This window comes from Mesorhizobium amorphae CCNWGS0123 (genome assembly GCF_001686985.1).
GTDB classification, from domain to species: Bacteria; Pseudomonadota; Alphaproteobacteria; order Rhizobiales; family Rhizobiaceae; genus Mesorhizobium; species Mesorhizobium amorphae.
This window is the reverse complement of sequence record NZ_CP015318.1, coordinates 4,866,583-4,879,516: the sequence shown is the minus strand read 5'-3', so window position 1 is coordinate 4,879,516 and position 12,934 is coordinate 4,866,583. Positions and strand designations below refer to the sequence as shown.

The 12,934-nt window shown below is 63.9% G+C and carries 12 protein-coding genes and 1 other RNA gene; 12 read left to right on the top strand and 1 reads right to left on the bottom strand.

What is annotated here, in order from left to right:
- The first annotated feature begins 38 nt into the window (after positions 1 to 38).
- The 3 genes from rnpB to A6B35_RS23070 all read left to right on the top strand — a co-directional run bounded on the left by rnpB (position 39) and on the right by A6B35_RS23070 (position 1,182).
- An RNA gene (gene rnpB / locus A6B35_RS23080) (RNase P RNA component class A) lies at positions 39 to 459 on the top strand.
- 148 nt (positions 460 to 607) lie between these two features.
- Positions 608 to 928: a type II toxin-antitoxin system ParD family antitoxin gene (locus A6B35_RS23075; RefSeq protein ID WP_006204201.1), complete on the top strand. Its 321-nt coding sequence runs from the start codon at positions 608 to 610 to the stop codon at positions 926 to 928.
- Positions 886 to 1,182 carry a type II toxin-antitoxin system RelE/ParE family toxin gene (locus tag A6B35_RS23070; protein ID WP_006204202.1) on the top strand — a complete coding sequence of 99 codons (297 nt, stop codon included), beginning with the start codon at positions 886 to 888 and terminating at the stop codon, positions 1,180 to 1,182. Before A6B35_RS23075 ends, A6B35_RS23070 begins: the two co-directional genes overlap by 43 nt.
- Before the next feature lie 8 nt (positions 1,183 to 1,190).
- On the opposite strand, the gene A6B35_RS23065 is transcribed toward A6B35_RS23070, so the two are convergent.
- Positions 1,191 to 2,306: a cystathionine gamma-lyase gene (locus A6B35_RS23065; RefSeq protein WP_006204203.1), complete on the bottom strand. Its 1,116-nt coding sequence runs from the start codon at positions 2,304 to 2,306 to the stop codon at positions 1,191 to 1,193.
- 407 nt (positions 2,307 to 2,713) lie between these two features.
- On the opposite strand from A6B35_RS23065, the gene mraZ reads away from it, so the two are divergent.
- Genes mraZ through ftsW form a run of 9 tightly spaced genes read left to right on the top strand, consistent with a single transcriptional unit; the run spans position 2,714 to position 12,933 of the window.
- Complete coding sequence (mraZ, locus tag A6B35_RS23060) at positions 2,714 to 3,172, top strand: division/cell wall cluster transcriptional repressor MraZ (RefSeq protein WP_006204204.1); 459 nt, start codon at positions 2,714 to 2,716, stop codon at positions 3,170 to 3,172.
- Positions 3,169 to 4,185, top strand: coding sequence for a 16S rRNA (cytosine(1402)-N(4))-methyltransferase RsmH (gene rsmH, locus A6B35_RS23055; protein ID WP_006204205.1), 1,017 nt, complete (start codon positions 3,169 to 3,171; stop codon positions 4,183 to 4,185). Before mraZ ends, rsmH begins: the two co-directional genes overlap by 4 nt.
- A 4-nt stretch (positions 4,186 to 4,189) precedes the next feature.
- Entirely contained in the window at positions 4,190 to 4,585 is a 396-nt protein-coding gene (gene ftsL, locus A6B35_RS23050) for a cell division protein FtsL (RefSeq protein WP_006204206.1), read from the top strand.
- Positions 4,582 to 6,327 (top strand): peptidoglycan D,D-transpeptidase FtsI family protein, encoded by a 1,746-nt coding sequence (locus tag A6B35_RS23045; protein ID WP_006204207.1) that lies wholly within the window; start codon positions 4,582 to 4,584, stop codon positions 6,325 to 6,327. The genes ftsL and A6B35_RS23045 overlap by 4 nt, the downstream gene beginning before the upstream one ends.
- Before the next feature lie 54 nt (positions 6,328 to 6,381).
- Positions 6,382 to 7,836 carry a UDP-N-acetylmuramoyl-L-alanyl-D-glutamate--2,6-diaminopimelate ligase gene (locus tag A6B35_RS23040; RefSeq protein ID WP_006204208.1) on the top strand — a complete coding sequence of 485 codons (1,455 nt, stop codon included), beginning with the start codon at positions 6,382 to 6,384 and terminating at the stop codon, positions 7,834 to 7,836.
- Positions 7,833 to 9,266: a UDP-N-acetylmuramoylalanyl-D-glutamyl-2,6-diaminopimelate--D-alanyl-D-alanine ligase gene (locus A6B35_RS23035; protein ID WP_065518261.1), complete on the top strand. Its 1,434-nt coding sequence runs from the start codon at positions 7,833 to 7,835 to the stop codon at positions 9,264 to 9,266. Before A6B35_RS23040 ends, A6B35_RS23035 begins: the two co-directional genes overlap by 4 nt.
- A 24-nt stretch (positions 9,267 to 9,290) precedes the next feature.
- Positions 9,291 to 10,373: a phospho-N-acetylmuramoyl-pentapeptide-transferase gene (mraY, locus tag A6B35_RS23030; RefSeq protein WP_006204862.1), complete on the top strand. Its 1,083-nt coding sequence runs from the start codon at positions 9,291 to 9,293 to the stop codon at positions 10,371 to 10,373.
- Positions 10,374 to 10,381: 8 nt separating this feature from the next.
- The gene (gene murD, locus A6B35_RS23025) at positions 10,382 to 11,782 is read left to right on the top strand and encodes a UDP-N-acetylmuramoyl-L-alanine--D-glutamate ligase (protein WP_006204863.1); all 1,401 of its coding nucleotides are present in this window, start codon (positions 10,382 to 10,384) and stop codon (positions 11,780 to 11,782) included.
- On the top strand, positions 11,782 to 12,933 hold the full coding sequence (ftsW, locus tag A6B35_RS23020) for a putative lipid II flippase FtsW (RefSeq protein ID WP_006204864.1): 1,152 nt from the start codon (positions 11,782 to 11,784) through the stop codon (positions 12,931 to 12,933). The genes murD and ftsW overlap by 1 nt, the downstream gene beginning before the upstream one ends.
- Position 12,934 lies beyond the last annotated feature (1 nt).

The window sequence follows — 12,934 nt, the reverse complement described above, 5'->3', positions numbered from 1 at the left end:
GTTTGCGTTTTCAGGCGTGAACCCCTTTATACGCTCTGCCAGCTGGCCGGGCGGCCGCACCCGCGAAGCCGAAAGGCTGCGGGTGAGGAAAGTCCGGGCTCCATGGAGACACGGTGCCGGTTAATGGCCGGCGGGGGCGACCCCAGGGAAAGTGCCACAGAAAGCAAACCGCCACGGCATCCGGTGTCCGCAAGGCACCGGGATCCGCGGCAAGGGTGAAAGGGTGGGGTAAGAGCCCACCGCGCGACTGGCAACAGGAGCGGCACGGTAAACCCCACCGGGAGCAAGACCGAATAGGGACGGTGCGAGGGGAAACCCTCGAGGGCTGTTTCCGGCTCACCGTCCGGGTAGGTTGCGTGAGGCGCATGGCAACATGCGCCCAAGATGAATGGCCGCCACGTTCTCGCGCCGCAAGGGGCGAGGGCCATACAGAACCCGGCTTACAGGCCGGCTGGCAATTTTCTGCCGGTCTTCAACGAAATCCTTTTGATTTCGGCAGCTTGCGCCTTCGGGCGCAGCTGTCGATTCAGCATGGGGTCGATGTTGTCTGGTTGAAAGTGGTGCGATTAAATCGTACCATGCCTGCTCGGCAATACGGGAGCATGCCATGGGCCATGTCGACAAACGCAGCATCACGCTGTCGCCGGAACTGGCAGCGGCGGTCGATGATGTGGTCGCCGCCGGCGAATATGCCTCGGCGAGCGAAGTGATCCGCGATGCGCTCAGGCAATGGAAGGACCGGCGCGACCTGCTCGGCCATACGGTCGAGGAACTGCGCAAGCTGGTGCAGGAAGGGATCGACAGCGGACCCGGACGGTTCGCGTCGATGGATGAAATAAAAGCCGAAGCGCGCAGGCGGTTGAAATCCAACGACGCAGCACGAACTTGCTGCCCATCGTCCGGAATGCGCGGGCAGAAGACGATCTGATCACGATCTGGCTTCATATTGCACGCGACAGCGAGGCTGCAGCCGATCGGTTGCTCGATCGCATCGAGGCGCGGTGGCAGCAACTGGCGACCTATCCCTTCTCAGGGGCGCCACGCGACGACATAGCACCTGGTATCCGCCAGCGCGTCGTTGGCGATTACCTTACGTTGTATCGGGTCGGTGAGGATGCGATCCAAATCGTCCGCGTATTGCATGGCAAGCTCAACATCGGAGCCGATGACGTCGGCTCGTAGTGGACTTGTCAGCCGCTGATCCTGTCCAGCGATGCCTCGATCGCCTGCCAGAGTTCTTCCACCGGTTCGCAGCCAATCGACAGGCGCACGAAGCCCGGCGCAACGGCGTCTCCGCGTTTGGCGCGCCGTTCGGCGGAGGTGTGGACACCGCCGAAGGAGGTCGCCGCCTCAATCAGCGGGCAGTTGTTGATGAATGCCTCGGCTTTCTCTTCCGAGGCCAGTTCGAACGAGACGAGAAAGCCGAAGCGTTCCATCTGGGCGCGGGCCAGATTGTGCGACGGATCGCCTTCCAGCCCAGGAAAACGCAGCCCGTGTACGGCGTGATGATCCTTCAGCCTTTGCGCGACGATCTCCGCCGAAGAACACATGCGGTCGAAACGCACGTCTAGCGTTTCGAGGCCGCGATGCACCAGCCACGCCTCGAACGGTCCAGGGATGGCGCCCGACATCTCTCGCCAACCGGTCACGGCAGCGATGATGTCGTCGCTGCGGCTGGCGACGTGGCCGAACAGCACGTCGGAATGGCCGTTGGTCGCCTTGGTGTCGGCGGAGACGACGATGTCGGCGCCGAGGTCGAGCGGGCGCTGGCCGAAAGGCGTCATCGCCGTGTTGTCGGCCACGAGGATCGCGCCGGCTTCGTGGGCGGCCTTGGCGACAGCGGCGATATCGCAAATATCCAGTTGCGGGTTCGAAGGGGTCTCAACGAAAGCCAGGCGATAGCCGGCGAAGCCGCCGTCGAGAAAGGTCGATGTCGGCCGCAAATCATAGGCAACACCGAATGGTTTGAGGAAGCGCTCGGCCAGCGCTCGCGTGGCGTGATAGCCGTCCGACGGCAAAAGCACGCGGTCGCCGGACTTCAAAAGCGCGAAAAAAATTGCCGAAATCACGGCCATTCCGGACGGGAAGCCGATGCATCGGGCGTTTTCCAGATGGCCAAGAGCGTGCTCGACGGCATCCCAAGTCGGATTGCTGTAGCGGCCATACTCGTTGAGGCCGGTCGCATCCCCTGGCGTGTGAAAGATGGCGGCCATGGTCAGCGGCAAGGGGATCGGGTCGCCCGTAGCGAACCCGCCGTTGCGCAAATGGGCAAGTGCCGCGGCGCGTGACCTGGCTGTTTCGGACATCGATCTCACACCTTGTTGCCGACGGAAGAAGACCGGGTGACGCTATGCGTGCCAACGGTTTGCAGCAAGCGCCCTCCGGTTGGGCCAAGGGGTTCTAAACCCTTCGTTAGGCTTAATAGAGGATAAAGACCGGAGTGCCGTCATAGCAGTGTCCCCAGGTTGTTACGCGCACGTTTGTGAAGCCTGTTCCCGTTGACGCCCATAGTGCCCCATGATATCCCATTCCAATACCAAAGCCTTCGTTCCGCGTCAGGGTGAAGCGTACGCCAATCGGGCAGCCGCTGTGGCTGTACGTTTGCGTGTTTTTGTCCGGGCGGATGGAGCTGATTTTCGGAAGGGACCGCGCTGCGGCGGTGCGGGCGACACGATGGAGAGGGGGGCGGCGGCGGAAGCGGCTGTAGCGCGTAATGGACCGGTTTCTGTCAAGCGCGGTGAACAGGATCGATGCGAAGGGACGGGTTTCCGTTCCGGCGCATTTCCGCTCGGTCGTGCAGAAACGCGGCTATTCGGACCTCTATGCACTGCGCGGCCTGGATATCCCGGCGATGGATGTCGGCGGTCTCGATCTGCTCGACCGCTACGAGCAGCGCATCGCGCAGGAAGATCCCTTCCTGCAGACGGCGGACGACATGTCGTTCTTCTGCCATGGCGACGGGACGTTCCTGAAATTGGACCAGGACGGCCGCATCACGATGACCGATTTCATCCGCGAACATACCGGCATTTCGGCGGAAGTAGCCTTTGTCGGCCGCGGCAATTTCTTTCAGATCTGGGAGCCGGGGCGGCTTGCCGCCTATGGAGCGCAGGCGCGCGCCCGGCTTTTGCAGCTTCGGCTGGGGACGAAGCCTGGGGAGCGACCGGAATGATGGTGGGCGACGGCGATGATCTTCACGCCGTTGGCGGACCAGTCCGTCACATTCCGGTCCTCCTCGCCGAAGTGCTGGAGGCGCTTTCACCCAAAGCCGGCGACGTAGTCGTCGACGGCACGTTCGGCGCCGGCGGCTACACCAAAGCCATTCTTGCGACCGGTGCTTCGGTCGTGGCCATCGACCGCGATCCCGATGCCATCGCGGCTGGTCGTGTTCTCGAACAGCAATCGGGTGGCAGGCTGCGGCTGGTGCAGGCGCCGTTCTCGACGTTGGACGACCATGTCGAAAGCGCCGACGGCGTTGTGCTCGACATCGGTGTCTCCTCCATGCAGCTCGACCAGGCCGAACGCGGCTTCTCGTTCCGCAACGATGGGCCGCTCGACATGCGCATGGCGCAGGCTGGCTTGAGCGCGGCCGACGTCGTCAACAGTTTCAAGGCCGGTGATCTTGCGCGCATCTTCGGCTTTCTGGGCGAGGAGCGTCATGCCGGCCGCATCGCCCGCATGATCGAGAGCCGCCGCGAAAAGCGGCCGTTCGAGCGCACGCTCGACCTCGCCGACGCCATCGAGACGCATATTGGCCGCGCCCCGAAGGACAAGATCCATCCGGCGACGCGCGTCTTCCAGGCGCTGCGCATCTTCGTCAATGACGAGCTTGGCGAACTGGCCAAGGCGCTGTTTGCGGCCGAGCGTGCGCTTAAGCCCGGTGGGCGGCTGGCGGTGGTGACGTTCCATTCGCTGGAGGACCGCATCGTCAAGCGCTTCATCGCCGACCGCTCGGATGCGGCGAGCGGCTCGCGCCACTTGCCCGAGGCGCAGGCGCGGATGGCGACTTTTCGCAAGGCCGGCAGCGGCGTGACGGCGGGCGATGCCGAGATCGCGGCCAACCCGCGAGCACGTTCGGCCAGGCTGCGCGCGGCAACCCGCGCCGAGGCGCCGGCGCGTAGCAGCGACTTTTCGATTTTCGGCCTTCCAAAGCTTCCCGGCATCGACCTGCCGGGAGAGAGGTGAGCACGTGTTTCGTACCAGCGACATAGTCCTTATCGCGGTCATGGTCTCGGCGGCCGCCCTGACCTACAAGACCAAGCGCGAGGCCGAGGAACAATTGGCGGCGGTGCAGAAGATCCAGGCGCAGATCCACTATGAGGAGGACACGATCGACCTTCTGAAGGCGGACTGGAGCCTGCTCACTCAGCCGTCGCGCCTGCAGAAGCTGGCCGAAATCTACAAGTCGCAGCTGGGACTCGAGCCGGTAAATGCGCGCCAGATCGTCGGCCTCGACGATCTTCCGGCAAAACCGCTCAACATAGAGGATCTGTCGTCGCAACGGCTGGGCGGCATCGCCGACAATTCCGGCAAAGGGCCCTCGGACGGCAAGGATCCCGTGGTGACCGGAGGCATCGTCCAATGATCGCCAGACTTCCAGCAATGGGCAAACTTCCAAAGATCGGCAGCCTGCTGAAGCGCAGCGCCAGGCCCGGCGAAGACGGCTCGATCGTCGTCGATGGCGCCCGCAAGGCGACCGGCGGCAAGGCCAGGACGCGCATCGTGATGACGATGGCGGTGTTCTTCGGCATCTATTCGGCCATCGCCGGCAGGCTGGTCTATCTCGGCTTCCAGAATCCCGACATGTCGGGCGGGCCGCAGAGCCGGGTGACCGCGTCGCGGCCCGATATCGTCGATCGCAACGGCGAGGTGCTGGCGACCGACATCAAGACTGCCTCGCTGTTTGCCGAGCCACGCCGCATCGTCGACGCCGACGAGGCAATCGAGAAGCTGTCGACGGTGCTTCCCGAGATCGACTACGAACAGACCTATCACAAGCTGAAGAGCGGCGCCGGATTCGTCTGGCTGCAGCGGCAGCTGACACCGAAGCAGCAGGCCGACATCATGCAGCTCGGCATCCCCGGCTTTGGCTTCCGTACCGAAAAACGCCGCTTCTATCCGGCCGGCGAGACCTCGTCCTACATTGTCGGTCTCACCAATATCGACAACCAGGGCATTTCCGGCATGGAGAAATATGTCGACGAGCAGGGTCTGACCGACCTTCAGGCGTCGGGCCTGGCAGTGGCCAGGGACCTCAAGCCGGTGCAGCTCTCGATCGACCTGCGCGTCCAGCACATCGTGCGCGACGAGGTGGCCACCGGCATGGAACGCTTCCACGCCATCGCCGCCGGCGCCGTCGTGCTCAACGTCAAGACCGGCGAAGTGCTGGCGATGGCGTCGGTGCCGGATTTCGACCCCAACAATCCCTACAATGCCCAGGACAAGGACCGCTTGAATCGCATGTCAGCGGGCCTCTACGAAATGGGTTCGACGTTCAAGAGCTTCACCACCGCCATGGCGCTGGATTCAGGCAAGGTGACCCTGGAGAGCCGGTTCGACGCCTCGCGCCCGATCAGGATCGGCCATCAGACCATTCACGACTTCCACGGCAAGGGCCGCGTGCTGTCGGTGCCTGAGGTGTTCATTTATTCCTCCAATATCGGCTCGGCCAAGGAGGCCGAAGCGGTGGGCATCGAAGGGCATCGCGAATTCCTGCATCGGCTGGGCATTCTCGAGAAGATGCAGACGGAATTGCCCGAGGTCGCGCGCCCGACCGAGCCCAAGGTGTGGAAACAGGTCAATTCGATCACCATCGCCTTCGGCCACGGTGTGTCGACGACACCGCTGCAGACCGCCGTCGGCTGCGCCGCGCTGATGAATGGCGGCTACCTTATCGAGCCGACATTCCTGCCTCGCACGCAGGAGGAAGCGATGGCGGTGGCCAAGAAAGTGGTCAACGAAAAGACCGTCGAGGGCATGCGCTATCTCTATGCGCTCAACGCCGAGAAAGGCTCGGGCAAGAGTGCCAGGGTTCCGGGCTATCGCGTCGGCGGCAAGACCGGAACGGCTGAAAAGGTCGTCAATGGCCGCTACTCGAAGGACAAGAATTTCAATGCCTTCGTCGCTGCTTTCCCGATGGACGACCCGCAGTACATCGTGCTGACGATCGCCGACGAACCGAAGCCGGAAAAGCCCGGCATGGGCGCTACGGCGGCCTCGAATGCGGGCGTCATGGCGGGCAATATCATCCGGCGCGCGGCTTCAATGCTTGGCGTGAAGCCAGATTTCAGCCATGAAAATGGTGCAACGCTGGTTTCCTATCAGTGATTCTTGGGGCGCGCCGGCAACTGCGCGCTATTTTGTTGCGATGAACGGGTTTCGATGCAGCTGAAAGACCTAGCCGGTATCCTGCCTGTCGAGGGAACAGCTTCCCTCGACCTGGAGGTGACCGGGATTTCCTCGGATTCCCGCCAGGTAAAACCCGGCGTCGTCTTTTTCGCGCTCACTGGTACCAAGGCGGACGGTGTGACCTATGCCGAGGATGCTGCGAAGCGCGGCGCAGCAGTGATCGTGGCGGGCAAATCCAGCGCCATTGCCGGGTTGTCGGTCCCGGTGCTTGCCGTCGGCGACCCGCGCCTGGCGCTGGCACTGAGTGCTGCCCGCTTCTTCGGCAGGCAGCCGGAGACAATGGTGGCGGTGACGGGCACCAGCGGCAAGACGTCGGTCGCCGCCTTCACGCGGCAGATATGGGAGCAGGCCGGCCATGCCGCCGCTTCGATCGGCACCACCGGCGTGGTGGCGCCCGGCCGCAACGAGTATGGCTCGCTCACCACGCCCGACCCGGTGGCGCTGCACCAGCTTTTGCGCGAACTTGCCGATGCCGGCGTCACCCACGCGTCGATGGAAGCCTCCAGCCATGGCCTCGACCAGCGGCGGCTGGATGGTGTGAAACTCACCGCCGGCGGTTTCACCAATCTCGGCCGCGACCACATGGACTATCACCCGACCGTCGAGGAGTACCACCAGGCGAAATTGCGCCTGTTCGACACGCTGCTGCCCAAGGGCGCGCCGGCGGTCATCTTCGCCGACGACCCGTGGTCGGAGCCGACGATCAAAGCGGCCAAGGCAGCAGGGTTGACCGTGCTGACGGTCGGTCGCCACGGCGATTTCCTCAGGCTGAAGCGGGTCGAGCATGAGCGCCATCGCCAGCGCGCCGAAGTCGAGGCCGACGGCGTGCTGCACGAAATCGACCTGCCGCTGGCCGGCGATTTCCAGATCGCGAACGCGCTGGTTTCGGCGGGTTTGGCCATTTCCACTGGAACCCCGGCCGCCAAGGCCCTGATTGCATTGGAAAAATTGAAAGGCGCACCGGGTCGACTCGACCTCGTCGGTACCACCGGCAATGGTGCGCCTGTCTATGTCGACTATGCGCACAAGCCGGACGCGCTGGAAAACGTGCTCGCTTCCGTGCGGCCATTCACCACTGGCCGCGTCATTGTGGTGTTCGGCTGCGGCGGCGATCGCGACCGAGGCAAGCGGCCGATCATGGGCGAGATTGCGACGCGGCTCGCCGATGTCGTCATCGTCACCGATGACAATCCGCGTTCGGAAGTGCCGGAAACGATCCGCGCTGCGATCCTCGCCGCTGCGCCCGGCGCCATCGAGATCGGCGACCGGCGCAAGGCGATCCACGAGGCGGTGGCCATGCTTCACGCCGGCGATACGCTGATCGTGGCCGGCAAGGGCCACGAGGAAGGCCAGACCATCGGCGCTGAGACATTGCATTTCTCCGACCACGAGGAAGTTCGTGCAGCGCTCGGGGAGCGGGCTGCATGAGTGCCCTGTGGACCTCCGAAGCGCTGGTCGACGCCATGGGCGGGCGGCCGATCGGCCCGATGCCGGAGGGTATTTCCGGCATTTCGATCGACAGCCGCAGCCTGCAGCCGGGTGACGCCTTCTTCGCCATCAAGGGCGAGGTGATGGATGGCCATGATTTCGCGACAGCCGCCGTCAAGGCCGGCGCCGGGGTGTTGGTCGTCGCCGAGGGCAAGCTGCCGTCGCTGGGGCGGCTGACGGCGCCGATGATCGTGGTCCAGGACGTGCTTGCCGCGCTGGAAAAGCTCGGTGTCGCGGCACGCGCGCGCTCCAATGCCAGGATCATCGCGGTGACCGGCTCGGCCGGCAAGACGACCACCAAGGAAGCGCTACGCCACGTGCTGTCTGCTGTCGGCAAGGTGCATGCCTCGGCGCAGTCGTTCAACAACCATTGGGGCGTGCCGCTGACGCTGGCGCGGATGCCCGCCGATTGCGACTACGCGGTGTTCGAGATCGGCATGAACCATCCGGATGAAATCCGGCCGCTGGTCAAGATGGTCCGCCCGCATGTCGCCATCGTCACGCTGATCGCGGCGGCGCATCTCGGCTTCTTCAAGAATCTCGACGAAATCGCCAAGGCCAAGGCCGAGATATTCGAGGGGCTGGAACCTGACGGTGCCGCCCTGCTCAACCGCGACGACGGGCGCTGGAAACTGCTGGACAAGATCGCCAGAGCGGCCGGTGTCGAGCATGTCTTCGGCTTCGGCGAAAATGCCCGCTCGACCTTCAAGCTGGTCAAATGCGAGCTGCATGCCGGCCATTCCATGATCACTGCCAGGATCGGCGGGCAGGACGTCGCCGCCCGCGTCGGCGCGCCCGGCCGCCACATGGTGCAGAATGCGCTGGCCGTGCTGGGCGCGGCGCAACTGGTTGGTGCCGATATCGGCACGGTGGCCTCGGCGCTGGCCAACCTCTCGGCGGAGCGCGGCCGCGGCAAGCGCCATGTGCTGCGCCATCCGAAAGGGCAGATCACGCTGATCGACGAGAGCTACAACGCCAATCCGGCCTCGATGCAGGCGGCTATGGCGCTGCTCAACGCAACGCCTGTGTCGGGCGAGGGCAGGCGCATCGCCGTGCTCGGCGACATGCTCGAACTCGGCGACCATTCGGAGAAGCTGCACGCAGCCCTTGCCGATCTCATCGTCGGCACTGAAACGCGCACGGTCTTTCTCGGCGGCCCTGAAATGCGGGCATTGGCGGACATCTTGCCCGACGAGATCGATACGGAGTATCGCGCCGGCGCCGAAGAGTTGAAGCCGCTTCTGCTGTCGGCGTTGAAGCCTGGCGACGTGGTGATGGTCAAATCGTCGAAAGGCATCGGTTTTTCAAAGCTGGTCGAGGCATTGCTCGGCAAATTTCCGGCGCAAGCCACATCCATTGAACAGACCTAAGACCGGCCCGGGGGACGGAGTTTCATGTTCACACTGCTCGTCGATTTCGCGGACAAGATCTCGGTCTTCAACGTCTTCCGCTACATCACCTTCCGCACCGGCGGGGCGCTGATCACCTCGGCGCTGATCGTCTTCATCTTCGGGCCAACGATCATCAATTCACTGCGCCTTCGGCAGGGCAAGGGCCAGCCGATCCGCGCCGACGGGCCGCAGACGCATTTCAAGAAGGCCGGCACGCCGACCATGGGCGGGCTGATGATCCTTTGCGGCATCATAGGCTCGTCGCTCTTGTGGGCGAACCTTTCCAGCATCTATGTCTGGGTGGTGATGCTGGTCACGCTCGGCTTCGGCTCGATCGGCTTCTACGACGACTATCTGAAGGTGACCAAGCAGTCGCATCTGGGCTTTTCCGGCAAGGCAAGACTGGCGCTCGAATTCGTCATCGCCGGCATCGCCGCCTGGGTGATCATGCACAACGGCCAGGCGCCGTTCTCGTCGTCGCTGACCTTCCCCTTCGCCAAGGAATTCATCGTCAATCTCGGCTGGTTCTTCGTGCCGTTCTCCTGTTTCGTCATCGTCGGCGCCGGCAATGCGGTGAACCTGACCGACGGTCTCGACGGACTGGCGATCGTCCCGATCATGATCGCGGCGGCCTCCTTCGGCGTCATCGCCTATCTCTCGGGCAATGCAGTGTTCGCCGAATATCTGCAGATCCACTTCGTCCCCGGCACCGGCGAACTGGCCGTCGTGCTTGGCGCGGTCATTGGCGCCGGCCTCGGCTTCCTGTGGTTCAACGCGCCGCCCGCGGCGATCTTCATGGGCGACACCGGCTCGCTGGCGATGGGCGGCCTGATCGGCACCGTCGCGGTGGCGACCAAGCACGAGATCGTCCTGGTCATCGTCGGCGGTCTGTTCGTGGTGGAGATCCTGTCGGTCATCATCCAGGTCGGTTACTTCAAGATGACCGGCAAGCGGGTGTTCCTGATGGCGCCGATCCACCATCATTTCGAAAAGCTCGGCTGGACCGAAAGCCAGGTGGTGATCCGCTTCTGGATCATCGCGGTGATCCTGGCGCTGGTCGGCCTGTCGACCCTCAAGCTCAGATAGGACGCCGCTTGATCCCCGCCTCATCCTTCGCAGGCAAGCGTGTCTCGCTCTTCGGGCTCGGCGGCTCTGGGATCGCCACCGCGCATGCACTGATCGCCGGCGGGGCCGACATCCTCGCATGGGACGACAATCCGGACAGCGTCGCCAAGGCGGCTGCAGTCGGCATTGCGACCGGCGACCTGCGCGGCGCCGACTGGGCCGGGTTCTCGGCCTTCGTGCTGTCGCCCGGGGTGCCGCTGACGCATCCGAAGCCGCACTGGACCGTGGAGCTCGCGCGCGGCTCAGGCGTCGAGGTGATCGGCGACATCGAGTTGTTCTGCCGCGAGCGGATCTTTCGTGCGCCCGAGGCACCTTTCATTGCCATCACCGGCACCAACGGCAAGTCGACGACGACGGCGCTGACGGCGCATATCCTGAAATCGGCCGGACGGGATACGCAGATGGGCGGCAATATCGGCCGCGCCATCATGACGCTCGATCCGCCTCAGGCCGGGCGCCACTATGTTGTGGAATGCTCGTCCTACCAGATCGACCTTGCGCCCTCGATCAATCCGACCGCAGGTATCCTGCTCAATTTGACGCCCGACCATCTCGACCGGCACGGCACCATGCAGCACTACGCTTCGATCAAGGAGCGGCTGGTGGCCGGCAGCGAGACCGCGATCGTCGGCGTCGACGATTCCTGGTGCGTCCAGATCGCCGACCGGCTGGAACGGGCGGGCAGGCAGGTCATCCGCATTTCGAAGCGCTTGCCTCTGACCGACGGCTATTTCGCCGACGGCGGCAATCTGATGGAAGCTGCGAATGGCCGCTATAGTCGCGTCGCCTTTCTCGACGGCATCGGCTCGCTGCGCGGCCAGCATAATGCGCAGAATGCGCTTGCCGCGGTCGCAGCCTGCCTGAAGGTCGGGCTTGAGTTGGGCGAGATCCAGGCCGGGCTGGAGAGCTTTCCCGGGCTGGCGCATCGCATGGAACAGGTCGGCCGCAAGGACCATGTGCTGTTCATCAACGATTCCAAGGCGACCAATGCCGACGCGGCCGCACCGGCGCTGTCGAGCTTTTCACGCATCTACTGGATTGCCGGCGGGCTGCCCAAGGAAGGCGGCATTGAGCCGCTGCGCGGTTTCTTTCCGCGCATCGCCAAGGCCTATCTGATCGGCGAAGCGGCGCCGGGCTTCTCAGCGACGCTCGGCGAGGCCGTGCCCTATGAGATCTCGGGCACGCTGGCGGCCGCGGTCGCGCATGCGGCCAATGATGCCGCGAAGGACGATGGCGGTGAGGCGGTGGTGCTTTTGTCGCCGGCCTGCGCCAGTTTCGACCAGTTCAAGAATTTCGAAGTGCGCGGCGAAGCCTTCAGGCAAGCTGCGAGCGGTATAGATGGTGTGAAACCCATCGGAGGGCCACGATAATGCAAAGCCGTCTCGACAAAAGTCCGGTTGCGACCTGGTGGTGGACGATCGATCGCTGGTTCCTGGCGGCATTCCTGTCGCTGATGGGGCTGGGCATCGTGCTGTCCTTCGCGGCGAGCCCGGCGGTGGCCGAACGCATCGGCCTCGACAGCTTCCACTTCGCCACCAGGCAAATCATCTTCACCGTGCCGGCGCTGGGCGTGATGCTGGCAGTCTCCTTCCTGGAATCGCGGCAGATCCGGCGCGTGGCGCTGGCGATGCTGTGCATCATGCTCGTGCTGATGGTGGTGGTGCTCTACATCGGCGTCGAGGTGAAGGGAGCCCGGCGCTGGATATCGCTTGCCGGGCTGTCGATCCAGCCGTCGGAATTCCTGAAGCCGGCCTTCGTCATCGTCTGTGCCTGGCTGTTCGCCGAACACAAGCGCCAGCCCGATATTCCCGGCAATCTGTTTGCCATGCTGCTGCTGATCCTGGTCGTCTCGCTGCTGGTCGCCCAGCCGGATCTCGGTCAGACCATGCTGGTGACGGGCACCTGGGGCGTCATGTTCTTCATGGCAGGCCTGCCATGGCTGTGGATCATTGCGCTTGGCGTTACCGGCGCCAGCGGCCTGTTCGCCGCCTATACCGTATTTCCGCACGTCGCCGCCCGCATCGACAAATTTTTGACCGGCGAGGGCGATACGTTCCAGGTCGATATGGGGCGCGAGGCGCTGATCAATGGCGGCTGGTTCGGCGTCGGCCCGGGCGAGGGCACGGTCAAGCGGGTCATTCCCGACAGCCATGCCGACTTCGTCTTTTCGGTCGCCGGCGAGGAGTTCGGGCTGATCATGTGCTTCTTCATCATGTCGATCTTCGCCTTCATCGTGCTGCGCGGCCTCAACACCGCGATGAAGGAACAGGACGATTTCACGCGCTATGCCGTCGGCGGGCTGGTCACGGTGTTCGGCCTGCAGTCGGTCATCAACATGTGCGTCAACCTGCAGTTGATGCCGGCCAAGGGCATGACGCTGCCGTTCATCTCCTATGGCGGCTCCTCGCAGATCGCCATCGCCATCTCGATGGGCATGGTGCTGGCGCTGACACGCAAGCGGCCGGAAAAGCGCAAGCAGATGGGCTTTGCCTTGTCGCAGCGCGCCATGCCGGCGGAGTGAG